This window comes from Lacihabitans sp. CCS-44, assembly GCF_024343735.1.
Taxonomy (GTDB): Bacteria; Bacteroidota; Bacteroidia; order Cytophagales; family Spirosomataceae; genus Leadbetterella.
In genome coordinates this window covers 54,818-80,974 of the sequence record NZ_RJUE01000061.1, presented here as the reverse complement: position 1 = coordinate 80,974, position 26,157 = coordinate 54,818, and the positions used below count along the sequence as shown (strand labels likewise).

The 26,157-nt window shown below is 36.8% G+C and carries 29 protein-coding genes; 5 read left to right on the top strand and 24 right to left on the bottom strand.

All coding sequences use genetic code 11. The annotated features are described in order from the left end of the window. The first annotated feature begins 1 nt into the window (after position 1). Genes EGI26_RS16770 through EGI26_RS16760 form a run of 3 tightly spaced genes read left to right on the top strand, consistent with a single transcriptional unit; the run spans position 2 to position 2,991 of the window. On the top strand, positions 2-1,108 hold the full coding sequence (locus EGI26_RS16770; RefSeq protein WP_255080207.1) for a hypothetical protein: 1,107 nt from the start codon (positions 2-4) through the stop codon (positions 1,106-1,108). 1 nt (position 1,109) lies between these two features. After that, complete coding sequence (locus tag EGI26_RS16765; RefSeq protein ID WP_255080206.1) at positions 1,110-2,726, top strand: hypothetical protein; 1,617 nt, start codon at positions 1,110-1,112, stop codon at positions 2,724-2,726. Between the two features lie 16 nt (positions 2,727-2,742). Next, a complete protein-coding gene (locus EGI26_RS16760) occupies positions 2,743-2,991 on the top strand; it encodes a hypothetical protein (protein WP_255080205.1) in 249 nt (82 codons plus the stop codon). Positions 2,992-3,053: 62 nt separating this feature from the next. Here EGI26_RS16760 and EGI26_RS16755 read toward each other — a convergent pair whose 3' ends face one another. From EGI26_RS16755 to EGI26_RS16740, 4 genes are all read right to left on the bottom strand, one after another. Then, positions 3,054-3,311 carry a hypothetical protein gene (locus EGI26_RS16755; RefSeq protein ID WP_255080204.1) on the bottom strand — a complete coding sequence of 86 codons (258 nt, stop codon included), beginning with the start codon at positions 3,309-3,311 and terminating at the stop codon, positions 3,054-3,056. A gap of 98 nt (positions 3,312-3,409) precedes the next feature. Further along, complete coding sequence (locus EGI26_RS16750; RefSeq protein WP_255080203.1) at positions 3,410-3,817, bottom strand: VOC family protein; 408 nt, start codon at positions 3,815-3,817, stop codon at positions 3,410-3,412. A 34-nt stretch (positions 3,818-3,851) separates the two neighbouring features. Further along, the gene (locus tag EGI26_RS16745; protein WP_255080202.1) at positions 3,852-4,301 is read right to left on the bottom strand and encodes an SRPBCC family protein; all 450 of its coding nucleotides are present in this window, start codon (positions 4,299-4,301) and stop codon (positions 3,852-3,854) included. A 320-nt stretch (positions 4,302-4,621) separates the two neighbouring features. Continuing rightward, the gene (locus EGI26_RS16740; protein ID WP_255080201.1) at positions 4,622-5,173 is read right to left on the bottom strand and encodes a hypothetical protein; all 552 of its coding nucleotides are present in this window, start codon (positions 5,171-5,173) and stop codon (positions 4,622-4,624) included. A gap of 24 nt (positions 5,174-5,197) precedes the next feature. Between EGI26_RS16740 and EGI26_RS16735 the strand changes: the two genes are divergently transcribed. Further along, positions 5,198-5,401: a hypothetical protein gene (locus EGI26_RS16735; RefSeq protein WP_255080199.1), complete on the top strand. Its 204-nt coding sequence runs from the start codon at positions 5,198-5,200 to the stop codon at positions 5,399-5,401. 419 nt (positions 5,402-5,820) lie between these two features. On the opposite strand, the gene EGI26_RS16730 is transcribed toward EGI26_RS16735, so the two are convergent. The 10 genes from EGI26_RS16730 to EGI26_RS16685 form a co-directional block, all read right to left on the bottom strand. Continuing rightward, on the bottom strand, positions 5,821-6,531 hold the full coding sequence (locus tag EGI26_RS16730) for a hypothetical protein (protein ID WP_255080197.1): 711 nt from the start codon (positions 6,529-6,531) through the stop codon (positions 5,821-5,823). A gap of 209 nt (positions 6,532-6,740) precedes the next feature. Continuing rightward, positions 6,741-7,793, bottom strand: coding sequence for a DGQHR domain-containing protein (locus EGI26_RS16725; RefSeq protein WP_255080196.1), 1,053 nt, complete (start codon positions 7,791-7,793; stop codon positions 6,741-6,743). Continuing rightward, positions 7,790-8,377, bottom strand: coding sequence for a hypothetical protein (locus EGI26_RS16720; protein ID WP_255080195.1), 588 nt, complete (start codon positions 8,375-8,377; stop codon positions 7,790-7,792). Before EGI26_RS16720 ends, EGI26_RS16725 begins: the two co-directional genes overlap by 4 nt. Before the next feature lie 207 nt (positions 8,378-8,584). Next, positions 8,585-9,133 carry a hypothetical protein gene (locus EGI26_RS16715; protein WP_255080194.1) on the bottom strand — a complete coding sequence of 183 codons (549 nt, stop codon included), beginning with the start codon at positions 9,131-9,133 and terminating at the stop codon, positions 8,585-8,587. 69 nt (positions 9,134-9,202) lie between these two features. Beyond that, the gene (locus EGI26_RS16710) at positions 9,203-10,708 is read right to left on the bottom strand and encodes a tail fiber domain-containing protein (protein WP_255080193.1); all 1,506 of its coding nucleotides are present in this window, start codon (positions 10,706-10,708) and stop codon (positions 9,203-9,205) included. A 10-nt stretch (positions 10,709-10,718) separates the two neighbouring features. Further along, positions 10,719-14,483 carry a hypothetical protein gene (locus tag EGI26_RS16705; RefSeq protein ID WP_255080192.1) on the bottom strand — a complete coding sequence of 1,255 codons (3,765 nt, stop codon included), beginning with the start codon at positions 14,481-14,483 and terminating at the stop codon, positions 10,719-10,721. 6 nt (positions 14,484-14,489) lie between these two features. Further along, positions 14,490-15,491 carry a hypothetical protein gene (locus EGI26_RS16700; RefSeq protein ID WP_255080191.1) on the bottom strand — a complete coding sequence of 334 codons (1,002 nt, stop codon included), beginning with the start codon at positions 15,489-15,491 and terminating at the stop codon, positions 14,490-14,492. A 5-nt stretch (positions 15,492-15,496) separates the two neighbouring features. Further along, positions 15,497-15,865, bottom strand: coding sequence for a LytTR family DNA-binding domain-containing protein (locus EGI26_RS16695; RefSeq protein WP_255080190.1), 369 nt, complete (start codon positions 15,863-15,865; stop codon positions 15,497-15,499). 27 nt (positions 15,866-15,892) lie between these two features. Then, a complete protein-coding gene (locus tag EGI26_RS16690) occupies positions 15,893-17,371 on the bottom strand; it encodes a hypothetical protein (RefSeq protein ID WP_255080189.1) in 1,479 nt (492 codons plus the stop codon). A gap of 74 nt (positions 17,372-17,445) precedes the next feature. After that, entirely contained in the window at positions 17,446-18,417 is a 972-nt protein-coding gene (locus EGI26_RS16685) for a GlxA family transcriptional regulator (RefSeq protein ID WP_255080188.1), read from the bottom strand. Positions 18,418-18,538: 121 nt separating this feature from the next. Between EGI26_RS16685 and EGI26_RS16680 the strand changes: the two genes are divergently transcribed. Next, positions 18,539-18,964, top strand: coding sequence for an SRPBCC family protein (locus EGI26_RS16680; protein ID WP_255080187.1), 426 nt, complete (start codon positions 18,539-18,541; stop codon positions 18,962-18,964). Between the two features lie 40 nt (positions 18,965-19,004). Here the strand turns inward: EGI26_RS16680 and EGI26_RS16675 are convergent, their stop codons facing one another. From EGI26_RS16675 to EGI26_RS16630, 10 genes are all read right to left on the bottom strand, one after another. Then, the gene (locus EGI26_RS16675) at positions 19,005-19,787 is read right to left on the bottom strand and encodes a hypothetical protein (RefSeq protein ID WP_255080186.1); all 783 of its coding nucleotides are present in this window, start codon (positions 19,785-19,787) and stop codon (positions 19,005-19,007) included. A gap of 82 nt (positions 19,788-19,869) precedes the next feature. Next, on the bottom strand, positions 19,870-20,295 hold the full coding sequence (locus EGI26_RS16670; RefSeq protein WP_255080185.1) for an ABA4-like family protein: 426 nt from the start codon (positions 20,293-20,295) through the stop codon (positions 19,870-19,872). 1 nt (position 20,296) lies between these two features. Further along, positions 20,297-20,725 carry a DUF2141 domain-containing protein gene (locus tag EGI26_RS16665; protein WP_255080184.1) on the bottom strand — a complete coding sequence of 143 codons (429 nt, stop codon included), beginning with the start codon at positions 20,723-20,725 and terminating at the stop codon, positions 20,297-20,299. 71 nt (positions 20,726-20,796) lie between these two features. Beyond that, positions 20,797-21,390, bottom strand: coding sequence for a Crp/Fnr family transcriptional regulator (locus EGI26_RS16660; protein ID WP_255080183.1), 594 nt, complete (start codon positions 21,388-21,390; stop codon positions 20,797-20,799). Further along, a complete protein-coding gene (locus tag EGI26_RS16655) occupies positions 21,387-21,917 on the bottom strand; it encodes a DinB family protein (RefSeq protein ID WP_255080182.1) in 531 nt (176 codons plus the stop codon). Before EGI26_RS16655 ends, EGI26_RS16660 begins: the two co-directional genes overlap by 4 nt. Positions 21,918-21,998: 81 nt before the next feature. After that, positions 21,999-22,841: a hypothetical protein gene (locus tag EGI26_RS16650; RefSeq protein WP_255080180.1), complete on the bottom strand. Its 843-nt coding sequence runs from the start codon at positions 22,839-22,841 to the stop codon at positions 21,999-22,001. Position 22,842: 1 nt separating this feature from the next. After that, entirely contained in the window at positions 22,843-23,955 is a 1,113-nt protein-coding gene (locus EGI26_RS21245) for a THUMP-like domain-containing protein (RefSeq protein ID WP_255080178.1), read from the bottom strand. 215 nt (positions 23,956-24,170) lie between these two features. Then, the gene (locus tag EGI26_RS16640; RefSeq protein ID WP_255080177.1) at positions 24,171-24,611 is read right to left on the bottom strand and encodes a Spy/CpxP family protein refolding chaperone; all 441 of its coding nucleotides are present in this window, start codon (positions 24,609-24,611) and stop codon (positions 24,171-24,173) included. A 1-nt stretch (position 24,612) separates the two neighbouring features. Further along, entirely contained in the window at positions 24,613-25,428 is an 816-nt protein-coding gene (locus EGI26_RS16635) for a hypothetical protein (protein WP_255080176.1), read from the bottom strand. 44 nt (positions 25,429-25,472) lie between these two features. Further along, positions 25,473-26,018: an RNA polymerase sigma factor gene (locus tag EGI26_RS16630; RefSeq protein WP_255080175.1), complete on the bottom strand. Its 546-nt coding sequence runs from the start codon at positions 26,016-26,018 to the stop codon at positions 25,473-25,475. Between the last annotated feature and the right edge of the window lie 139 nt (positions 26,019-26,157).

Here is a 26,157-nt window from a genome sequence, read left to right as displayed (position 1 = left end):
TATGATAAAACCACAACTAGTACTTACAGTTTTCTGTCTTTTGGGATTACTTGCTTGTAAGGAAGCTGACAACATCAAACCCGTTATCGACCCCCTTTTTAGCTCTTATTTCAACAAATTTCTTGAAGAAGGCCAAAAAAGAGGCAAAACTTTTTCAGAAGAGGAAAAGGCGATTTCTATTAAATTATCAAATTACCCCAGAACTTTGGGCAATTATGCAGGCTATGCCACTCAAGAAACCCGCACTATTGATATTGATTCGGTTTGGCTACATTTCAGTGATTCACAAAAGGAAAAATTACTATTCCACGAATTGGGTCATCTTATGCTAAAAAGGGTTCATAGTTTCCATAGGCTACCCAATGGAGAATACAGCTCATTGATGGCCACTACTGATAATAATGTGGACAAATGTTCTGTCCCAATAAATATAGGAAACCTGCGAAAAAAATATTACCTCGACGAACTTTTTGATATAAATACATCCACTCCTTCCTGGTCCTCAGAAAAAATAGAATGGAAGGAACCCAATCAATCTGAACAATCGGTGGTAATAGGAGTCAATGCCTGGAATTCAAATGCCACCTTGGAATCATTGGTTAAAGGTAGTTCCAATGCAGTTTCCTATAAAATACTACCCTCAGGAATGAACCTGGAGATTGGCAAAACCGAAACAGTAAATAGCGAATTTAAACTTCCTTTGACCACACTTTTTCCAAAATTAGCTGAAACTCCATTACAAAATTACGAAGTGCATCTGCGATACAAACTATATGGACGAGGCTTTGAGTTAGGGTGGCGACCAAACAATATTCCTGAAAATAGCTATGCCCTAATCTCCAACAATTGCAACGGTGACAACAACTATTTAGGGATAAGTGATAACCGTGGGGGATTCTTTGTGAATTATAAGAAACTACAGGATATCCAGGACAAAAACGATTTGGTTTTACGATGTAAAGACAATTTTATTATAATTTGGCTTAATGGCCATCTAATATTCCAGACCGATATAGTGGCAGGAACTGCTGCTAGCCCTATTTCTATGAATCTTTATTTTGGCCTAAATAAATACGATTTTGAGTTTATTACAATAACCAGATTGTAATATGAAAAAATTATGCTCCTACATTTTAGTATTTTCTCTTATCCTTTGCAAATCTGCCTTTGCTCAGGAAAACTTGAAATTTTCCAAGTCATTTTTGACTAACATTTTTATTCACACCTCAAAACCCAGTTATTTATCTGGCGAAAAAATCTGGTTGAGTGCCTATCTTTTTAATACCTCCAACAATAGATTATTAGAACATACCCATCCTTTATATTTACAACTTTATGCTCCTGATGGCAAATTAGTTTTAAGTCAAACCATGTTTACCAATGGCGGCCGTGGAAGTGGGACATTAGCCCTTTTGCCATCTACTGCACCTGGTGTTTATAGATTAAGAGCATTTACCCAAAACATGGTTATAGCGAAACAAGACCCATACGAGAAACAAATATATGTTGGAATTCAACCTCTATTAAATTTAACAAATATTGAAAAACCCAGCTCTTCGAATTTCTTAAAAGTGAGTGTTGATTCAACTCTGTACGCTAGACGTAGTGCTATAAAACTATTTTTTCAAAGCGACGACACATTGGAAGCCAGCCTTTCTATTTCAGTCCATAACGCCGAACAAGCTAATCTTGTTGACAGTTTAAGGTTTTCTACTAATCTGTCAGCAATAATGAACACTGAACAACCTGAGCAGCTGCTTTTTATGGGACGAGCCATAAAATCAAAGGGATCATTCATAAAAAATGGGCAAGTAGTATTACTGCTTGGTCAGCAAACCTTCATGGCAAAAACCGATTCTACAGGCTTTTTTATTTTCACCGATTTAAACTTTGAAGGCGAGCAAACAGCCTATTGGCAAATAAACAATGCGAAAGGTAAAGCAGTTTCAGATGCGAGAATCCACTGGATAAAATTCCCTAAAATTCCAAATAAAATAGATTCTTTGCCTTTGATAAAAGAAACTACTTCACAGGTATCTCAGACCTCAGTCTATATCTCCGATGGTGATTCCTTAAGTTTAAATGCTCAATTATTAGAGGAATTAACTGTAAGAGGCAAAAGGAATCCTCCGCCATTAATAGGATTACCAACTCTTCATAAAGAATCTGATGTTTCGTTTAGTGTCGACTTCGACAATAATCAGTTACCAAATGGACATGATGGCAACGAGCATAATTTTTATAAAATGTTGAAATATTTTTTACCAGCATGTAGAATCGGCTCCGATCCTCCAAAATATTTACTTGATGGAGTTGCAGTGGATAGACCGGAAGAACTCATCGATACTCGCCAAATAAAACGAATAGAACTTTTACGAGGAGCAAATGCAATGATTTACAGGTCCACCTGCGTCTACGTCGTGTACACCCATGGTGTTGAAAAAAAGTCAGATAAAAACATCCAAGAGACATCTCAAATAGTTAATTTAAAAGGTTATCAGCAAAATAAAACCTTTTACATGCCCTCCCATGAAGTCAAAAATTTAAATGAACAAGACAATCGACAGACACTCTATTGGAATCCCGAATTGACAATAGATGCCAAACAAAAACACACACCCTTACAATTTTACACATCCGATTTAAGCGGTAAATACAAAGTTATAGTCCAAGGAATAAGCAATTTAGGCCCTATTTATTCAGAAACCAGCTTTATTGTGAAATAGGGTGCTAAACAAATCGTTGCTATTCGAAAAAAGGCGTTTTGAAATAGGTGTTATTAATACCGTAGATTTGAAAAACTTGAGATTAAATGCTGTAAAGGCTACAATAACACAAATTCAGCTAGATTTTAAAACTCTTTTCAAGAAACCTACAGAGAACAAAAAAACCACCCTTTCGGATGGTTTTCTTCTAAATATTATGTTGCTATTGGCTTACAATCCCATATATTCTGGCGTAATTACCAGCGTAGTTTTAGCAGCAAATTAGCTCCATCAATATCTTGAATGGCAGAAATAATGGTTATAAAAGCGGAATCTTTATCCTGCTATTTAAGCTGGATTCTTTTTCTCTATCTCGGTCTTAATAAGTTCGAGATGCTGCTTTAGTTTTTTTGAACCGCTGCTTATAATATAAATCATAAAAACAGAAATACCAATATAAAGCCAGCCAAAACCATTGATTACCAGACCATAAACTATAACACCAATTAACAACCCAACAAGCCCAGCAGTGTACATTTGCTGCTTTTTTATTTTCTTTTGTTCTATCAACAACTCCTCTAGGGTTAGTTTTGAGTAATCTGTCATTTAAGTATAATTTTGGGGGTTTAAAACTAAGTTTATAAATAGATTTTCTATCGCCGAGTGGATTACTGTATTTTCAGCCGCTGTTATCAAGATCTCTATTATTCTGTTGGCATTTTTGATAGATCCATATAAAAAATCTCCCAAGTGTGTCCATCAAAATCTTCAATGGATCGCTGCTGCATAAAACCATAATCTCGTATTTCGTGTGGTTCAGTGCCACCCGCTTTTAAACCATTTTCCACTACACTGTTTACTTCTTCAAGGCTGTCCATAGACAACGAAAACAAACCGGCAAGACTAGACTTTGTATCTGCAATAGGTTTAGTAGCAAAAGAAGAGAATTTCTCATGGCTCAGTATCATCAAAAAGATATTTTCGCACCATACCATGCATTTTCCTGCATCATCTGAAAACTGCGGGTTGTTTGTAAAACCCAAAGCGGTGTAAAAATCCATAGACTTCTGAACGTCCTTTACCGCTAGGTTGATAAATATTTGTTTTGCCATTTTTTTTAAAGGTTAGATATTAACATTAAGTCATTTAAGCATCAGGAATATTGGGCTCCACCAATCGCTTTAGTTTATCGAGCGACTCTTGCCATCCCAAATAACACATTTCTGTAGGTATCACATCAGGAATTCCTTCTTGGGTGGCGAATAGTTCTGTTCCGCAAAGCACCGCTTTCAATTCAATGGTAGTAATCATTTGATCGGGCATGTTGGGGTCATCAAACTTGTCGGTATATTTCAATAACTCGTTTGGCTTTACTTCTAAATACTCACCACCAAACGAATGACTGCTGCCAGTGGTAAAATTAGTAAACGACATTTTGTAGGTCCCTCCAACTTTTACATCCATGTGCTGCACTTTACATACAAACCCATAAGGAGGCAGCCAAGCCGCCATAGCGTCGGCATCAGTAAATGCCCTGTAAACTTTCTCAGGGCTGGCCGCCAATACCCTGTGCAATTGTACTTTGTTTTTTGTCATCCGTGTCTATTTATTTGAATTTACCTTTTGTGGCACATTCAAGACTAATAACTTTGTTTTGAAAAAAGACCACATCTGCAAATATAAATAAAAAAAACATTTGAAAAACTGTATTTAAACTTCAAAAAACAAACACTTTCAATATTTGTATTTCTGGGTTAACGCTACTTTGATTTGAGCTTTGTTTTTGGTTTGGTTGCTGGCTATGAATTGCTGTTGTCAAATTGGCGAGAACAATATGACTTAAAGTCCATTAAAAAGAGATTTTTTAAACATGCATAAGGATAAGAAATCACAGAAAGGATAGCAAAAATAGTAACTCAACGACCAGTTTTTTGGGCGTCATAAAGAACTTTTCTTTTTCTGCATTCTAGGTCATCCACCCAATACATTTTCAAATCTTCAAACTTAAAAGTGGCCTTGCCTATCACAGAGCCGTCCATATCGATATTGATAATCGAAAAATAGTCCTCTTCACACCATTCTACAAGACCAAAATATACATCCTCATCCGCCAGTTCAAACTTGATTAAATAGTCTTTATTGCCAATAAAACTCTCGAACAAATGGGTAAAACTCTCGTCATTTTTATCTTTCAGTTGGTAAGTTTGTTTGAGTACAAGATTTGGATTGTTCATCAACAGTTCAATTCCTTTGAGATAAACCGTATCAGATTCAATAAACTTGATGTCGTCAAGGCTGAGCGTTAGTATACCGTCATAAATACCGAATTTGGTAAAATGCTGAATAATTACAAAACCCTCACTGTACTGCAACACATACCCGCAATAAAAGCCCTCGTCAACACCATAACAATTAAGACCAACTAATTTTTTTTCACTTTTAGATTTTTCGAGGGTGTCTAGAAACATGCTATTATAATTAAAACATACCATTTGGGAAGCCTGATAATCAGAGCACCTCCGCTCCTACTCCCAAAGCCCAAAAGTAGTAAAAAATATGGAACGCCAGGGGCTCCAGTCATTGCAGAGGATGAATTTATTCTGCCAGGTAAGTTTAAGTTGATTTTCTTTGCGTTGAATGGGACACGGATGACACGGATTCTGCGAAGCACGGATTTACACAGATTTCCTTTTTGACAAAGAGAATAAAATCAGCGAAAATCAGCGTTGCCGATAGGCATCTGCGTCATCAGCGTGCCATTTGGCGGCTCGTGATTGGGACACGGATGACACGGATTCTGCGAAGCACGGATTTACACAGATTTCGCTTTGCCAGCTCTTCAATAAGTTCCTAAATTCGACACTCGATAAGAAGGGTTTCTAATTCCGACAGAGGTATGACTATTCAGGACCGTGAATATATATTTCAAGAATACTTCAGAACTAAGGTTTATATATTCTAAACCGTCTCGCTTCGGAATTTACTATTGAAAAGTGATGAGAAGCCTATTGAAGTTGCTGTTTTTTGCAGGTGAAACCCGCTTTACGCTTGCACGAAGGAAGTATCCTTCGTGCAGCAGCTGAGTTGACAGCTGATTTTTTAGCCTGTATTAGCATTAATATTGACTTGATAAACCAATAGAAAATTCAAATTTAGTAGTCAATTTTTGTCCATCTTTCGTACCGGGTATCCATTTGTAAGACTTAACAAACTTCTCGATAATTTCTTTCAGTTCATAATTCTCGTTTGTTGAATATGATATGTCTGTAACGGATGAATTTTTATCAATGGTAATACTAATTTTAGTTTTCAATTGATACAACTTAGGGCCAATTTCCTTAAAGAGTTTTGCTTGATCTCCAATGTCTCTCATAAATTCATATAAAAAATACTCACGTCCTGTCGCACAAGTTGGTGGGCAGTCAAGCTTTGATTTACTCTCTTTGCTGTCTTCTATGACTGTATATTCTTTAGTATCTGTCCCACAGAGTTTTGAAAAAACAACCTTATTGTCTGTCCAATTATAAATAATAACTTTCTCGCCCTCATAGTTAAAGTAAGTCCAGTCACCAGTTTTTATGTCATTTTCATAATTCCCAGTTGCTTTTGGTCCGGTATAATCCCTGTCATAATACTGCTCTGTCCATAAGCCCACTTTTTTATTATTGCTATAAGTGCCCTTTAATAACACTCTCTTCCCTGTGTAGGCTTTTATCTGATAGTCACCGTGTTTAACTGCCTCATTAGTAGCTAAAACATAAAAAGTTGCCGTCCCTTCACGTGTATTATCTTTCTTTTTTTTCGTTTTTACCTCTTGTCCAAACAAAAAAATAGTTTGCGTAAAGAGTAAAGTATAATAAGTGTTTTTTTCATGTGTCTTTTTGTTATTTGTCTGGGTACTTCTACGGCTATAAGCCGCTTTTCACACCTAAGAAGGCAATAGCCTTCGCACAGCGAGGGAAATAAGACTTGCTGTTTTCTGCGAGAGGAACCCTAATTTTGCGTGCACGAAGAAGGTATGATTAGTACAGTGAGTTATTTTATTGATTCAATTAGAATTTTACTTAATCTAGCTTGTTGTTGTGCATTAGAAGGGAAATCTTCGCTTGTTAAACGTAAATTATTCTGTTCTAAATGTTCTTTAAAGATTCTGAATTGATGAGTAAAAAACTCTTCTGAAAGGTCATTCATAGAATCTCCTTTTAAATATAGATGATTAAACGCTTTAATGATTGCAAAATATCCAGTTGTTTTCCATAAAATGTTATCATCTGGGTTCTCCCACAAATTGTAAAAAACATTTCTTAAACCTCTAAACAAATTTAATGTTATTTTTAATATAATACTATCTTCATTATCGATGAAATATTGTCTTAAAGGTAAATTTTCATTTGGTTTTAGCTCAAGATTGTTTTTTGAATTTCTTAAATCTTCGTCAGGACTTTTACTTAGTAATTCAATGAAATGTTTAACAAAAGTTCCTTGTGATAGTGTAGCGTGAAATTGCTCGCTTGTTTTATTACCTAGCATTTTCAATCTGTTAAAAAACGGTGATTTTCCATCATTATTTAAAGCACGAGCAATTTCGTGCGAAGTTTTTTGAGGACTTCTATGTCTAGATAACGCAAACAAATCATAAATTAAGCTCATACTTACCTTCGTTTGTTTACTATTAATTATAGAAAAGATGTATGCTTTTTCTTCCTCTGTTAGATCGAAAAGTAATACAATTGGCAAATCAAATTTTTCTGCTAAGTTTGATTTGATAATACCTTTTAGTCTGTGTTGTCCATCAATAACTTCTCCAATGATTGTTTGTTTAGAAAAGACTATTGTACTATCATTTATTTCGTAATCAACATTATCATAAACACTGATTATTATCGGAGTTGGAAATGTAGCATCTGGGTCATCACAATATTTTGCAATTTCATTTATACGTGTAATAGATTCATCTCGTTGAATTGCAGATGAACTACCTGAACGAGGAGTAGTTTCAACAATTGAACCAAGTAATTGTGCATTGATTTTTGAAAAATAGAAAGTACCTATCGGTTGCGTAAAATCTATATATTTAAGTACTATCATAATCTATTACCTTTTTTATCTTTATCCAATTCAACTAAACCACTCTGAAGTTCTTCAACTTTTTCATTATCTTTTTCTGCATAATTATCGTCTAAATGCTGGTACTTTTCATAGTTTAAATCTAGTCTTGTTATGCAATAAGTATAAACAGCAAAAATAATAGATAAAATAAAGAAAATTACTTGTGGCCAATCTATAGAGTAATTTTCTATTTTGGTTTCAATTGGATTTCTTATTGATATTGTACTCGCTGAATAGTAGATTCCCGCAAAAAAAAGAGAAAATACTGTAACTATTAATAAAAAAACTTTAAAAGATTTAAAAACAGTTGGATTTCTTTCTAAAATATTTACGAAAAGTAACCCCAAAGTTGAAGCAAATAATACTATAGCAAATGTAAAGAAACTACCAATAATACTTTCTTCTATCATTGATTGAGAAATCGCAATATTATTGACCTTATATTTTAATATTACATTGGTAAATATCCCTATTTGACCGGCAAGGATTGTAAAAATAAACCAAACTAAAAATAGTTTAGTTTCGTCCTTCACAATTTTTAAGGGCTCTAATATTTGAGACATATATAGCTTTATTTTTATTAGCAGTCTTTTCATTAATAATTACGCACAACATCCATATCTACGCAATTGCGTAAATATCTCATTTAGGCGTAATTAACATTTTGTGTTCAAATAATTGGTTAAAAAAAACATATCCATGTACAAGCATTTGTTGTCGGTTTAAGAATATTATTAGGCAGACCGTGTGGTCTTTAAAATCTTACGAAACTAATCAATAAACCCAACAATGGCAAAACTGTAAAAAATAATGTTTCGGGTATTTATCATACGGTGGGTTTGGCTATGATTTATTACTGCGTTTCCGAACGGGCAAACCCTTATAAAACGCATCTTGACATTGGCTCCGGCGATGTTGACATCGGCGATTTTGTGTTTGACATTGGCTCCGGCGATGTTGGCATCGGCAATGTTGTGCTTGACATTGGCTGCGTCGATGTTGACATCGCCGATGTTGTGTTTGACATTGGCTCCGGCGATGTTGACATTGGCGATGTTGCGTTTGACATTGGCTCCGTCAATGTTGACATTGGCGATGTTGCGTTTGACATTGGCTCCGACCATGTTGACATCGGTGATGTTGTGTTTGACATTGGCTCCGTCGATGTTGACATCGGCGATGTTGTGTTTGACATTGACTCCGTCAATGTTGACATCGGCGATGTTGCGTTTGACATTGGCTCTGTCAATGTTGACATCGCCGATGTTGCGTTTGACATTGGCTCTGTAAAATTTGAAATTGGTGATAGTGTAAAGCAAAACAGCCCAAAAGATAGTCCTTTGGGCTGATAGGTGCGTATTTGCTTTTTAAATGGCTATAAATAAGGCTTAAGGTTGTGCTTTGCCAGTTATTTCGGTCATTTGCTTTTGCAAAGCTTCTATCTGTCTTTGCTGTGTTTTCAGGGCTTCCAGCAACACGGGTATCAAGTCATCGTATCTTACACCTTTTAGGCCACCCTGTTCTATCTCAAACACGGCCTCGGGATATACTTTTTCTACTTCTTGGGCTATAAACCCCATCCGTTTTTGGTCGGGTGTTTCTTTAAATTCATAGCTTACGCCACGCATCTGCATAATTTTTTCTAGCGGATTCTCTAGAGCCACAATATTCTGCTTCAAACGCATATCTGAAGCCGTTGGCGTTGTCTTTTTGAGGGTGCCGTCAGTTTCTATGCTCAAAAAAACGGTGTTAGCGTTGTCGGTAGTTACACTCCTAAACCTCGCCGAGCCGTTTACATCGAGTAATTGGGAAGGCAGGTTTGTACCCAAGCCCACTCTACCGTTTTTGTACATGGTGAGGGCATTGCTTCGGGCATTATTGGCCGTGCCATTACCTATGATAAACAATGGGTCATTGGCATCATAAACAGTTTTTGAAATACCTCCACTAGCCAGGTCTGTCAGCAAAGAATCGTTATAAATGCCCAGCATAACGCTGGCATAGCTATTATTTACTATGCCCAAGCCTCCACTTATGCTCATGTCTGAATTGCTATTGCTGACGGTACCCATGCTCAAAGACTGAACCCCCGAGCCATTGTTGCCTGTACCTATGGCCAAGTGAAAGTCGCCAGAAGGGGTATTGCTAGATCCGATGGCCACAGCTCTGATGCCCGACGATTGATTGTTAAACCCGAGATTCATGGCTCTTTCCGTGTGTGTGGTATTTGCTTCTCCAAAATTGTATGAAGAAACCCCGGAGTTTTTATTAAAGTATCCAACAGAAAATGACCGTGCGGCACTCACATCATTTTCATAACCGAAGGCAAACTCCAAGATATTTTTGCCCAGGTTGTCCTTTCCAATCAGATAGTTGTTGGACACCTGAACGCTATTTCCTTGTCCAATAACAACCGAGTTTGTACCTGTATTTGGAATAAGGTTGGTATGGCCCAAAGCCAGAGAGGCAGCACCCGAAGTGTTGTTTCCAACACCAAATGCCATGGATTGGTTGCCCGCCGCAATGTTACTAAAGCCACCAGCGAAACTTTGTAAGCCTGAGGCTTGATTTTGAAACCCCACCGCTCCTGCAGCCAGTCCGGTGACTTTCAGGTCTAAGCCCAAGGCAAAACTATATGGGCCAATGTTGGCGTTGTTCCACTGTGTTCCTGACACCGACCCAGCCCTGAAAGCACTACGTTCGGGAATCCACATCAATCTTGTTCCAACACCCGAATCGGGCAATACCAAAGGTGTTGAAACTGAGGAATTATAGAACGAGCTTCTTTTGCTAAAAATGCCTTGTCCAGTTCCGGTAGGTTCTAACAAAATACTTTGAGAAAACCCTCGCATGGTTATTAGCACAAAGGCCAACAGTAATAGTTTTAGTTTCATTTTTTAGAATTTATTGATTGGTACAGCCTCCTATTTCGGCTTTGAAGACCTTGTTACTGAATCCACTTATCTGAAAACCAGGACTGAGTGTTATACCTCCCTCCGACTTGTAATTTGCCGACAAACCGAGATTTTCAGAAGAAGAAATCTCTTTGTAGGCAAATTTGATATTGGCGTCCGTAAAGTTATTTCCAGCCAAGACCAATTTGTCGCCATAAGGATAGAGATTTACAGATGCCACCGTAGAGCCACAAACGCTACCCGAGCCATTTTGAGCATAAGATGCATACAGTGGCAGGCGAGTTTGAGGAGTTATTTTGATGATTTGACCCGTTTGTCCATCGCTCCAATTAAATTGGAGATTTCGTAAGTTCTCTTGGTTTGGTATACTGGCCTTTAATAAAAACTCCTTCCCTTTGCAAAAATCAGTGTATGAGCGACTTTGAAAGTTATATTTACTTACAGTCCATTTAAACCAATGTCCATCGGTGATGTTTCCTCTGTTGCAGAGTGTGGTGTTCTGAGCCGAATTATCTAAATAATATAAAGAATAAAGCGGATCTCCAGATTCTGGACAATTAAAAATATCATTGGATTTGATAAGATGAAAATTGCCTTCTTTATCAAAAAAAGTTGTCCCTAAGTCATCACTAAGCGTACTACCAAAAGTTGTTTTAGTGGTGTTTATTATAGTTAAGTCTTCTTGAATTTCAAACATAAGTAAATAATCATAAGCATATTGGATGTTGCCAAATGTGGCCTGTCCATTAACTCTACCCACCACCACCAAGTCGTTTGTAGGGCTTTTATGTATATCCTTCATAGTAAAACTGGAACTAATGGCAGGAAAATAATCATTAAATGTGTAAGCAGCAGTTTGCACAAAATCTCCATTCAGATTTATTTTATAAATACCGTTGCCATTAATATTCGAAGAATTGACGGCAATATAAAGATGCTCATTTTTCTCTTCCACTGCATAAGGCCCTTCAGTTTGTGATGTCCCGAATGTCTTTTCCCAAACCTTGACACCACTTGCATTAATCACGACTGCCCAAATATCACCACTGCCTATTGCGGCAGTTGTTTTATTGCCAGAAATGCCAGAATCACTATTTCCCACCAAAAGAATGTTTCCATTGGAAAGTAAAAGCACATCACTAAGTCGGTCATTTCCGCTACCCCCATAGGAGAAATCAGCTAATTTATTTCCAAGCGAATCGGTTTTTACTACCCAAAAATCATTGTTGCCATGGTGAGTGGCGGTCTTGTTGCCACTAATTCCGGAAGAGGAATTTCCTGCCAAAATTAAATCGCCATTGGGTAGTTGTAAGACCTTATTTAAAGACTCCGCTCCACTTCCGCCAAAAGCCTTGTCCCAAAGCTTGGCCCCAGAAATATTTCTGGAAAGTATCCAAAAGTCATCTCCACCAAAACTAGAAATTGATTTATCTCCCACGATGCCTGCATTGGTAAATCCAGCCATTAAAAAATGATTGTTTCGCAATGAAATGATATCGACTCCATTTATATTTATGATTGGAATTCCTGTGCTTATTTCTGTTTGATGAAAGAGTAGACTATTTGTTTTTTTAAAAGCATTAAATTCAAATTTCGAGGTAATATAGTAATTACTGCCTCCTTCAAGCGATGCTACAGCCACTGCTGGACTAAATTCATTATAGCGATAGGCAGTTCCGTGACCACTCGACGAAACAGGTGATATGCTGTATCTGGTGGTCAAGGGAAAATCATCTACTGAAATACTTGCAGCTGCTAAGGTTGTGCCATTGGGAGAAAAGGTTTTAGGAGAGGCCACCTGATGCATACAAGTAGTCCGGCATATAGCCTGATAGGTAAAAGCGGAGTTAAGCTGGGTCACCGATAATGATGAGCCTTCAAACCCATTATTCCATTCTACCAATCCACTGCATCCTGCAACCGAAAGCGTAGCCAAACTACCTGGGCAGCTGTTTAGCAGGCCACTTACGAGGTTCATCGTTGGACTTTCGGTGGCACTACCAGAATAACTTAAGAGATAACTAGCAGATGTTAAATTTGAACAATTACCACCCGAAATACTGACTTTATAGCTTCCCTCAGCATTACTCACCAGAAGGTTGGCTTCAGTTTGACCATTCAAGGGCTGGTTGTTTTTGAACCATTGATAGCTCAGGTTCCCTGTTAAGTCTGTTATTGCATTGAGTTGAATTGTTGTTCCTATACAAACCACAATTTTATCGGGTAAACTACTAATTGGCGAAATTGCTACCAAAGGTATTTTCTCTTGAATCTCCACGAGATTTGATTCTATAAAACCACAAGCGGCCAAGCCTCCGCTATAATTTATCCTTACTTTGTATGTACCGCCTTGGGTTACAGTAAGTGCTGGCGAGTTGGAGTTAGGTAAAGCTGAGTTATTCAAAAACCAAGTATAAGATACACCAAACCCATTGGTTATCAGTGAGTTTTGACTATCAACTTCGAGCGTGGCGGCATTGTTACAATTTGTTCCTATGACGTTGGTTTTTATGCGAACAGAGTCTGCTGTTCTAACAAAAACGCGTAATAAATTACTGCTTGTAGAATTGCATGCCCCATTGCCAGTTGTGGTAAGTTTCACTAAAAAATGGGAAGTTTCGGTAGCAACAACTGAGCTAAGATTTGCTGAATTTGGTATTTCGATTCCGTTTTTAAACCATGACCAACTCAATGAACTGCTGTTATTGTTCTGCAAAGTTACATTTACATTGATTGGTGTTCCACACGATGCCGGTGATGGATTTGCAGAAACGGTGGCTCCAACTTCGCAGTTTATAAACGGCTTTTGAGCTATCATGCTCCATTTGCCCGATGCGTCTTTTGCCCTGATAAAAAGGCTATGGTTTCCACCTAAAAGTGCGGGTGATATTTCGAAAATTGGCTCGTCTATATTTAAAAGATTACTTGAGGTGATGGGGAAATTTGTTGCCAACCCCACACCTGGGTCTATATCTACAAAGTATTCAAGTTTTACAATATTTTGGAGGTTTATCAAATCGTTCGTTTTGTAGAAATTCTGAAAAAACACAGTACTCCATTTTCCTGATACATCTTTGGCTCTTATACAAAACTTGTGAAAGCCGACAGCTAAATCTGATGCCAATGAGATATTAAAACTCTGGCTTATTTGATTTCCTGCCGAAAAAGGTATGTTGACTCCCTGCCCAAAGCCAGTATCTGAATCTATAAAATATTCTAGCTTAGTAATATTTTGTAGAGTCGGCAGATCAGTCGTTTTAAAGAATGACTGAGAATAAATCATACTCCATTTCCCCGAAATATCTTTGGCTCTGATTAAAAATTTGTGAAAACCGTTAGGAAGGTTCACTGGTAAAGGAACACTGAAACTACTGGTTATATTTGTATTTGCCGTAATAGGAATATTTACGCCTTGTCCAATGCCTAAATCGTTGTTTATAAAATATTCTAATTTTACAATATTTTGAAGGGACGACAAATCATCGGTTTTGAAAAAATTTTGAGAAGTAACCATACTCCAAACACCATTGGTGTTTTTAGCCCTTACATAAAATTTATGAAACCCTTTTGATAAGTCCACTGGCATAGGTATGCTTAAATTGGTGGTTACGATATTACTTCCTGTGAAAGGAACATCTGTACCATTTCCAAAACCTGGGTCATTATCAATAAAATATTCAATCCTCTGGATGTTCTGTGCAAAGCTCAAGCAAGACCACCCCATAAATAGGATGATAGTAAGTATTTTTTTCATGGCAAATTAGTTGTTAGACTGCACTGTGATACTCCCAGAGAGCCCTGAAGCTGTTGAACCGGTCGTACTTAGAAAGAAGTTTCTTATTGTAGGAATTCCAGCCTGCCCTGATAGTCTATAGGGATCTGCACCACCGAATGGCCCAATATTTTGGCCAGTATTGCCAGTTCCTATAGCCGATGAACCGACTTTCAAACGGTAGTTTTTGTCGAAAGTTGGACTGCTTGATTCAAAAACATCTGACAAAACTGCATTCTCTATATTATTACTTCCTGGAGTTCCAAAAACGGCCCCAATTTTTATGCTAAAACTAAATGTAGAATTGGTACCTACACTGTAGTTATTTGTACCTACGATACAATTAGTAAAGGTTCCATTTACGATAGTCTGTACGCCACCCAAAAAACATTGGTCAACCAACGGATTAACTTGATTAAACATGATGTCTTGTATGATACAGTTTCTAAAAATATTGCCGCTTCCACTGCCATTAATATCGCCATGCCCACCACCATTTAAACTGAAGAAACACTGTTCCACAATATTAGATGATGAATTTAAGACCAAATTTCCGCCGCTGTTTGATGGAGTAAAAGAACATCTCTTGAAAAGAATATTTGAGGCATTTACAGTGATATCTCCATTTAATCTCATACCAATAAATGCACTATTCTCTGCCCCAGTGTTTATTGCAAAGTTAGCTGTGATAATAGATTCGTTCAAACTGAATGACAATGGACTTATCAAATTGGCATTGCTTCCTTTCTGATAACCATCGCCAATAAAAATAAGTCTTTTGATAAGTACTGAACCCATAGAATAGCTTGTTGTTGACGGCTCCACATAAATAGTATCGCCATTTACGGCATCAGCAATTGCGGCATCGAGGGTAGTATACACCAGAGTAGCCACAGGTACTATACCCACATTGTTATTTACCCGACGAAGAGTAGCAAATGAAGATGAAATACTTAAAAATACCAAGAGCAATGTTAGTTTTTGTTTCATGATTATTAATTATTTATTTGAATAGCTTTAAACAAATCGATTCTTTTTCTACGGGAAATTATACACTGCATGTCATTGATTAAAAAGGCGTTAGTGCCTTCGACGTATTTCAAAAACTGCGTATTAATCATAGTAGAGCGGTGAATCCTCACCATGTTTCTGAAAGGCAGAAAACGCTCTTCCAACTTTTGAATATTGGTGCTGACTATGATTTTACGGCCATTTCTCAAATACAGATAAGAATAGCTGATATCGGCCTGAATCATGATGATTTCAGTCGGACAAAACTCCAGCCTAGAGCCCACATGAACCGAAGTAAATGGTGCAATAATTTCAGTGGAATCTTTGATGAGTTTCTTTCTTAATGTTTTCATGGGGTTTCTGATATTTAAAATCAAAACTTATTTTACTTTTTCTGGATAAAACATTACACCTCTTAAGGCCATGGCATTGCCCAACCAAACAGTTCCTGCTTCTACAAATAGAAAATAATAAAACTGGGCATTGTCAATTACCTCAGTTGTGCTTGGTGTTCCCAATGTTTCCAGTACACCAGCTCCAGCACTTGAGCTTACAGTTATAATATTTGTTGCGGGGCCTGCATTTTGTTTTGCTACTTTTTTAAAATACACCGACATCGTTCCTCCTGCACTTTGCTTATAGTGAAAAGCCATCTGATTAACTGTAAATCCATTTGGCAGCTCTACTGGAGCATACAAAAAAGCTTCTGTTTGTTTAGTATTGCTCACGAATGAAACAAATCCATTGACCACATCTCTTTGAAAATTTGACGCTGCACCAGCTGAAGTTGTATAAACCTGAAAGCCGAAAGCCGAAACATTGTGTGTTCCAAAACTTGCACTGGCACATTCTACCAAATTCCCGCTTGCATCTGTGCATACATCTCTAATTCCAGTTCCCTGCAAATTTGTGGCTCGTAAGTTGGCTGCTTGTACAGTACTACTTGCACTCATACTACCTCCCACTCTAAGCTTGTAAGTTGTTGAGCTATTTGGCGTTATTCCGATATTTACAATGCCATTTTTTTGAATAACCATAGCGTTTGACCGTGCAAGGTTGGACTGCCCATTTCCTACTATAAGTAGCGGATCAGCAGCTACCCAAGAAGTGTTAGATTGTGTTGGTGCTTCCAAAAAAGGTAAAAGATTAAATGTACCTAAAGTAGAAGTCCCAAAACCATTCATTTCTAGTCCCCAACCTAAACCATGATTGTACTGGCCTGCGACTGCATTTGAATTTACGCCAAATAAAATGGTATTGTCAGAGCCATCTTCTATAATATTAGAGAAACCTGCTCCAAGATTTCTCAGTCCTCTAACTTGAACAGATTCCCCAAAGGCTATTGTATTACTGCTGCCATCCGCAATAGCTCCTTCACCCATTGCTATGCCACCTCTCGACCTTGACTCTGAATTAAGACCATAACAAAAACTAAACAGCCCTATGTTCTCGGAAACGAATCTTACCGATCCGTCTAAGGTATTAAATGTCCCACCTTGAAATGCACTTCGTGAGGGTATCCATGCCATTCGGGTTCCATTGCCAGATGTTGGTGCAGCTGGGGGATACGTAGTATTATTAGCCCCAATGGGCAATGGGGATGCATATCTTGACCAAAATCCATTGGAATTGGTATTCTCTATAAACCCTAAAGTCTGGGTCCAAAGGCCTCCGCCCGAAGAAGGAGTCTGCCAAGTGGCATTTCCAAGTGCATCAGAAGTAAGAATTTTTCCCGAGCCTTCACTATGATTTATGATTCTAAGCTTGGATTTGATAATTGCAGAATCCGCTCTCATTTCCACTTGAGCTTGAACCAAATAGGCATTTAGGAGGAACAGTAGCATAAATAATCTTTTCATAGCTTTGTTTTTTGTTCGACACAAAGCTAGTTTTGATTATTTAGCGGCGGTACTACTAATGTTAGTAGGTAACATTAAGCCATCTTGCGGTATTTGTTGCGATATTCTATCGGGGTCAAACCAGTTATCTTTTTAAAAGTTGTCCTAAAGGCCTTATTATCAGAATAACCAACGTCCATCATTACCTCGTTAATGTTTTTGCGGCTGTTTTCAAAACTCCGCTTTGCAGTTTCTATTTTGACTCTTTGAATATACTCCAGCACCGAATTGTTGGTGGCTGATTTGAATCTCCGCTCAAAACTCCTTCTACCTAATGCCACCAAATCTGCAAGTTCTTCCACCGAAAATTTACCTTCAATGTTCTGTTCTATATAGTCCTGCACTTTCTGAATTTCAATATCTTTATGCTCTTTTTGGCCTTTAAACATAGCAAAAGCCGATTGATTATTTCTGTCTATATCTATTGCGAAGTATTTCGAAGTTAAGATTGCTGTTTCTCTACTGGTATATTTTTCTACCAAATGTAGGAGCAAATTCCAATAAGAAGTAGCTCCTCCGCTTGAATATATGCCATTTTCTTCAGTCACTATGCTCCCATCTTGTACTTCAACAAACGGAAACATCCTTCTGAATTCATTCGTAAAGCCCCAATGAGTCGAGCATTTTTTTCCATCCAAAAGGCCTGTAGAGGCCAACAAAAATGCTCCTAAGCAAAGTGAAGCTACTTCTGCACCATTTTCTCTTTGCTTTCTAATCCAAGGTAAAAAGTCTCCATTGGCCTCAATGGCTGCATTCAAATCGCCAAATAATGCTGGAATGATTACTAAATCCGTTGTTTCTATTTCGTCTATAAGTGCATCCGTATGAATTGAAAATTGACCCCCATTCAGTTTTACTTCTTTTCTTAAACCTACCAATTGTATATCAAACAACGGAGATGCCCCAGAAATTATCAAAAACTGATTCACTGCACTAAAACAATATTGAGGGTCGGCTATGGCTTGCATAACCGAGCTTTCAGGAACTAAAATGCTTACTTTTTTCATAACTCAAATATATCGAAAAAAAACAATGACGCAAAACGCCTTTCAAATGTCTTTTTTATGCACTTTAATATCCAAGTTCTTCTTTTAACTTTGTATTAAAAATAAATTTAATTATACAAAAATGGAGTCGCCTGAAATAACAAAAATCACCGTTGAAGTAAATATAAATGCTTCGATTGACCTTGTTTGGGAATGTTTTAATTCGCCCGAACACGTTGTAAAATGGAATGCTGCCTCAGAAGATTGGCATACCCCAAGAGCTTCTAATGACCTCAGGGTGGGTGGTCAATTCAACAACCGCATGGAGGCCAAAGATGGCAGTTTTGGATTTGATTTTATTGGTGTTTACAGCGAGGTTATAGCCCATCAAAAAATTAGCTATACCATGGAAGACGGCCGCACCGCAGATATATTCTTTGAAAAAGACGGATCAGGAACTAAGCTAAAGGAAGTATTCGTGGCAGAAACAGAAAACTCGGTGGAATTGCAAAAAGGTGGGTGGCAGGCTATTCTGGACAGTTTCAAAAAATATATAGAAAGTCTTTAAAAAAAATAAAGGTTCTTGGCCTAAAAACCAAGAACTGTTTTTAGCCTATAAACGGCTTACCTGCCAAACCTTGAAGCATAGTAAATACCACAAAAAGAAAGTACAGAGCCGAAAATACCCAAACCTGCTGCTTTTCTTTTGATTGATTTTCAGTATTTTGTGAAATAAAATAACCAAAAATCGGAATCAATTGTAAAGAATGAACTCCAAAAAAATGAGCCACACGCAAATCACCAAACAGTGTGCTCCAATTGAGCAAATACAAACCCTCTCCTCCTATTTCGCCACCCACATTGTGTGAGTTTATTCCGCTCATGTAGCCACCAAAAAAGCTGAATATCACAAACATAACGAGTCCGATTTGAATAGACAAGGCGAAGGAATCGCTGATAATGTAGGTCTTTTGTCTTATAAAACGTATAGTTAAAACCAAGGTAGCGGTGGTCAGCCAGACAATCATAATACCCATCAGAGCATAAAGGATACCGCCAACAATTTCGGATTGATTAAAATGCGACAGTTTGCCCCGAAATGCTTGAATTGTTATCACTCCATTTTCGTATAACATCGTCGCAACCGCCAGATACGTATATTGCCTTACTTTTTGTTGTTTTTCAACATAAAACAACAAATACGCCATAGACCAGGCATAAATCCAGGTACTCAAGGCAAACTTTATGGGTTTAATCATGGAATTAATTCCCAAAACTTGGGTGGCATTGACCGTGGCATATAGTCCAAGTACTGCAGCCAAAATCAGGAAAAACATACCCATTTTTGCCATCAAGGCATTTCTTCGAACTATTTCTTTATAAAAATTCATCGTTATAATTAGGTTAAATTTGATAATATGATTTCTCTCAAATTCTATAATTTGATTTAAGAAAAGATTAAAAAAACAAGATTCACTCGCTTAAAGACTTTGTTTTGAGCGATTTAATGATAAAAAATATCAAATAGCCCATAGGGCCAAACATAAATGTAAAAGGCAATGCCAAAGTGTAAAGCCACCTAGAGATACCCAAGGAGATGCTTTTACGGACAATGTAGGCACCAACGAACAAGTCGAAAGCCAAGTAATGAAACCAACCCGCCGCCACGGCGTTGTCGTTTTGAAACAGAGCCTTTACATTGGCCAATGTACTGAAACTGTCTGCACGAAAATCTCCGATATCTTTCAGAATCAAATAGGAATAAACCACTGAATACAATACAATTAGGCCATTCAAAATACTGGCCTGCGTATATTTCCAGTTCGGTAGAAATATCAACAATATCCAGCCGATGAGTATGCAGGAATTTCCTAAAGAAAAAATTGAAGCAGCATCCATATTAATCTATCATTTTAATGGTGAAGGTATTGGTTGTAGGTGAAATTACGACATTGCAATCGCTAAAATCGGGACCTGAAAACTTGGGCTTAAAATTTCTCGAAAATCCAAAGGGCTCAAGCGGGTATCCTACTAAGTTTTTATCAATTTTTTGGTTCTGGTTTTTATCTTGAAAAACTGCAATGGCGTATTCGCCAAAAGGAACTTCCGAGAAATGGATGGTCATTTCACCAATCTGTGTTATTTTTACCTCTTTCGCGAAAGTAATCGAGCCTTCGTTCGGAAAATCGCAGCCTTTCTTATAAAAAGCCACCCGTATGCTACCCTTCACTTGTTTTATGTTGGTAATTTTTACAGACACTTTTGGCGTATCTTCTCCCCAAGTTCGCAAAGCCACGAAAAGAAATAAGATACTAAAATACTTTTTCATAAATTTAATGTGTTTGATAGTGCAAAAATGAACGACGTTTACAAAATAAACATGTCACAAATGTGACAAAATTATTTTTGAGTCAAAGATTTTCTAATTCTACTCAAGGATTGTCTTTCTATTCCCAGATACGACGATAAATCCGTTAGCGAAATACGATTAAACAAAGTTGGATTGCGGCTCATGAAGGCGAGATACCGCTGCTCGGCGTTTTGAAACAAAAAACTCTCTATTCGAGACTGTTGCAATACTACCACCTCTTCGGCTACAAGTCTGCCATATCGCTCTATGTTCTTGAATTTCGAATAACCCTCCTGCATGTCTGTATAGGGCAGATTCACCACTACACAAGGCTCAATACACTGAAAATTAAATTTGGCCGGACATTGCCTGATAAACGACGGATAGTCTGTGATGTATTCATTTTCTTTGACAAACCAAGTTGTGATCTCGTTTCCTCTTTCGTCCACATAAAATACCCTCAAAAGTCCTTCAACAAGAAACCCAATACTTCGTTGCACTTGGCCTTCAGCCATGTAAAATTGTTTATTCTTGTATCGAGAAAGAGAGAGAGACTCAGAAATATATACCAATTCTTCTTCACTTATTTCGGGGCAAACTGATCTGTAATGACTCAAATATGCTTCGATTTCTGAAGAATTCATGATTTGCCCGACAAATATAGTTTTATCAATTCTTGGTGATGAAAAACATGATGAGCAGTAAAATAAAGCATTTCTCTAACAGTAATTTTGCCCAAAAGCGGGTGAGGGAGAATCATCAAATCCATATCGGCCTCAGAATATGCCGAAATATGTTTTATGATAGCAGAAACATATTTTTTTAGGATAATAAACAACTTAGACTTCTCTTCAAAAGTAACTTTTTTGGGCACAAACGGACCCGAAGCCCTCCCACCCAAAGCAAGTTTCTCGTTGTAACGAGCCACCAAAGCATCGAATGACCTCGAAGATCGGTTGGTTTTACCAAAAATTACTTTCAGAATAAATCTTGGCAAAATAAAGCCCTGAGCTAAGGGTTTTACGGATAAAACAATGTGTTGGAGTTGTTGCCCAGCAGACCATTTGTCTGTCAAAGCAAATTCAAACTCCTCTTCATTCAGAGAATCTAAATAGCTAATAAACTGATTATGATTGATTTCTAATTTTTCAAGAATCTCAGATTTCGTCATACTAAAGTTTTATTTTTTACTCAAATTATAATTTTAATTTGAATAATTCATCATATCATTGCATTCAAACTCAAAAAACGGCTATTTCAAACCCTCTAAAACCACAGTGGCGTCTTTCAAGATAGACTCTATGGATTTCACCAAAGCCTTGGCCTTAAACAAATTGTCTTTTAATGTATCAAATTCGACTTCTTTTTTACTGAGTTTTGTTTCGGCTTTTTCTTTATCTTTTTGAATCTTCTGAATCTCTTTTTCTTTTTTTGTTGAAGCTTTCTCCAAATCTCCTTTGGTTTTTGCACCTACTTCAGCTTCTTTTTCGCTGTACAGCTCTCCTACTATTTCTTCTTTTTCAGAAAGCACCTTCGTTAGCATTTCAGGAGTTGAATCTAGTTTCTTGCCTAGTTTCTCTTGCTCTTTCAGGTTATTTTCAAGAGATTTTTCAATTTTAGACTGGCTTTTTTGAGCATCCGTTAGGTTTGATTCGGCTAGTTTAATATTCTCTTGAGCCAATTTCACTTCTAAGTTTTTCAAAGTAATTCTTTGAAAACCCTCCACAAATTCAATTACTTCTCTGTCTCTAATTTGAAAAGGAGACAGCACCTTTAAATCTTTATCCAAGAAAAAGAAACATAATTTCTGAAACTTCTTATTGCTTTCAAAAACAACATCGACGGCAACAATGTCGTCAGAAAACCCAGAATCTTTTATTCTTTCTAACCTTTTAATATTTTTCTCAGGAGCCGACACCTTTCCAAAGCCTTCTAAATATTTGTTCAAATCAATTTCCAAATCTTTGTCGGCTTGATTTGAAAACATAAAGAATGATAAAGCATTGCGGCCTCCATATAGGTTTTGGCCTTTGTAAACCTGAGCCGAAACATTGGAAAGTATCAAACTGAAGATTATTATCTTTAAATTTTTCATTTTACGTATTTTGAATTTTATTACATATTAACACCATTTTCTTCTTTTTCTGATTCTCAGTAAAGAAAATATATTTATCACCCCCATCTTTTAGTCCCAATTGCTTCTTTATTTCGTCTGGTGAGTATGGGAAGTTCCTGACCGCTACATTCGCTTTGTCTGTTTCTAAGAGTTTCTTTATATTTTTTTTATCAAAATCACAGATAACTTCAATCTCAAAAACTCTTCCCGGAAAATCCAAAATACACACTTCAGATGAATACAAATGGCTATTTGAAGCTATTTTATTTATATTAAACCCTGTTGATACAGACTTAAAACCTCCCGCCTTCATAATTGTCGCGTTTGGTTCATAAAGAAAGCCTTGCGGATCTTTAAAGGCTATGTTTAATTCATTTTCCTCTGAATATCTGAAACAAAACTCCGATTGACCGCTGCCCAAATTGATGCAATTAATAATCGGGTCTGATTCTAAATCCTTCTTTAGAATAAAAACCAACTCTTTTACTTCGTTTTTTTCTGCTAATACTATGACTTCGTTTACGTGTCTTAGTAACGATAAACTGTCTTTAATATCCAACATTGGAGAGTATTTCACCATAACAATCTCTGCATTCAACAAAAGTTTTTCTTTGATATCCAACAAGTTAGGCAAACAATCTTTGAGACCTACCATCTTGCGATTGGCATTGTCCCTTCTGGCCGGATCTAAATAAATAAAATCTATTGGCCCTGAAAAATCATATTGTTCGGCCTTGATAATCCCAAATTTCACATTCTCAATTCCCAGCTTTTCAAAATTGTACTTTACAATTTTGCTTAAATTGAGATTGATTTCATTGTGGAAGAAATTCTTGAATTTTTTGGAGAAAAAATAACTATCCACGCCAAGGCCACCAGTCATGTCTAATCCAATATTTCCATTTACTTTACTTGCTTTATATTCTGCCGTAATTTGTGATGAACACTGTTCCAATGATATTTTCGGTGGTGCTATTAAATACTGAGCATCTTGCCATTCTGGTATTTTAGAAACCAATGTTTGGTTAAAAACAGCCTGATTTACCACTAGCTTCAGCAATTCAGAATCAAGTTTAAGAGGATTTTTTAACACAAAGGTTTTCGGCTCAATTTTATCTAATTGACTGGCTATTTTGGCAGCTTCGGTTAATATTTCAAGATTAAAATCTTCCAGTTTTTGCTTTTTTGTGCAAATTAAATCAATTGCAATGGATTCATGACTTTTAAGCCCAAAATACGAAGAAATTCAAGCAAAAGAGCACCCAAATTTCTTTAGATGCTCTCAAAATGTTTTGGGCAATACAAATCCTATTCAATACCTCTTCTTTCCTTCAGTTTATCCAGCAACATCTGATTAAACTTACGTTCAGCAGCCATCAAACTAGCATATTGTTGGGCGGTAATTACTCTCATAAAGTTGTCTCTGTATTTCTTAGTTACATTCAACTCTTCTTGCTGCAAATCTAAGATTTTATCTTGCCTTTTCATCGCATCGTTATTGGATAAATTCTCGTCAGGTCGAATGTGCAACCTTCTGATTTGCTGATGTATTTCGTTTTTCTCCTCAGAGTAATTGTTATAAATCGGCCAAAATTTCTCGGCTTGGCTTTCGGTAAGTTTCAGTTCATTGGTAATCATTCCTATCTTCATGGCCCTAATTCTTTCGCCACCAGGGGGATTTCCTCCTGGTCTTTGACCAAAAGTAACTGTGCTGATTATCAGTAATGTGTATAAAAATATGTTTTTCATTTTAAATATCATTTTCTTTCAAATACTTTTCAATCTCTTGCTCCGTCAATTCCACATTTTCATGCACCGCAGCATTTTCTTCAACAATCGTTCCCAATTCTTCCTCTGATAAACTCTCTTCTGCCAAATAGGCAATCATATCCTCTGAACTGATTTCTGCAAATTCATCTTTAGGCTGACTTTGATTATACACCAAAACTGAAAATGTACCAATCAAAAGTATGGCCGCAGCGTTTCTGAAATACACCCATTTGTTTCTGAAAACTGTAAACTTAGCCTTTTTAGTCGCAACAGTTTTGCTTAATATATTTTCCTCAAGACTTTCAAAATAACCAATTGGAGTATCAAGCTCTGTTTTTTGTAGGAGACTTTCTATTCTAACTTTAGCTGAAATTTGCTCTTCTAACTCATCAAAAAAGCCTTCTGGAGTTTTGTTTTCTTTTATATCCTTGAGTTTTTCTATTTTGATTTTAGAGAAAATCAAATCTTCCATTTCGTCAAAATAAGCTTCTGGAACTTCTGATTTAGCTGAATCCTTAAGCTTATCGATATTGACTTGAGAAATTATTTGAGACTCCAAATCTTCAAAATAATCTTTTGGAACGGACAAAGACTTGATATTTTGTAATTTATCTATTTTTGCAAGAGATAAAATTCCGTTTTCGAGTTTATCAAAATATCCTTCTGGTGTAGCTGCTTTTTTTAGAGATTTCATTCTTTGAATACTTACCTCAGCAAGAATATTCTCCTCCAACTTCCCGAAATATCCTTCAGGAATAGTAAACGGTGATTTTATATTGCTTTCTTCGATATTCATAAAAACTTTTTCTTGTCTCTTTGACATTTATTCTGTCAAAAGGTTTAGTTCTTGGTCAGAAATTCCTCAATTTTTTTCACTGCAAAGTGATAAGTAGCCTTCAATCCGCCTACACTGGTTTCTGTTATTTCTGATATTTCTTCGTATTTGAGTTCTTCAAAATACTTTAAATTAAACACAACTCTTTGTTTGTCAGTTAATTGGAGCAATGCCTTCTGGAGTTTGATTTCTATTTCTTCTCCATCCATATAGGTATCGCTTTTTGAAGATTCTAAGTGAGACACCAAGCCTTCGTTGTCGTCAATGGATATTCCTTGGTCTTTTTTCTTTTTTTGGAGGAAGGTAAGAGCTTCGTTTGTAGCTATTCTGTAAAGCCAAGTATAAAGTTTAGAGTCTCCTCTGAACTTATCCAAATTTCGCCAGATTTTTATGAAAGATTCTTGCGTAACATCATCTGCATCATCATGATCAATCACGATTTTACGAATGTGATAGTATAATTTTTCTTTGTAAGCCTTCAAAATGCCCCTGAAAGCCTTCTCGTGGTTTTCAGTATTTTCTAGTAGCTGAATGATTTCTTCGTCTTTCATAGTTTTTTATTTCGGAGCAATTCGCCAACCGCAAAGGAATGAATTTATTCCTAATTCTCCGAAGACTTTTGTAGGCTATTTTAAATAAAAAAGTCTTGGAGCGACGATTAGACACTCCAAGACTAAAAAGGTTAAAAAA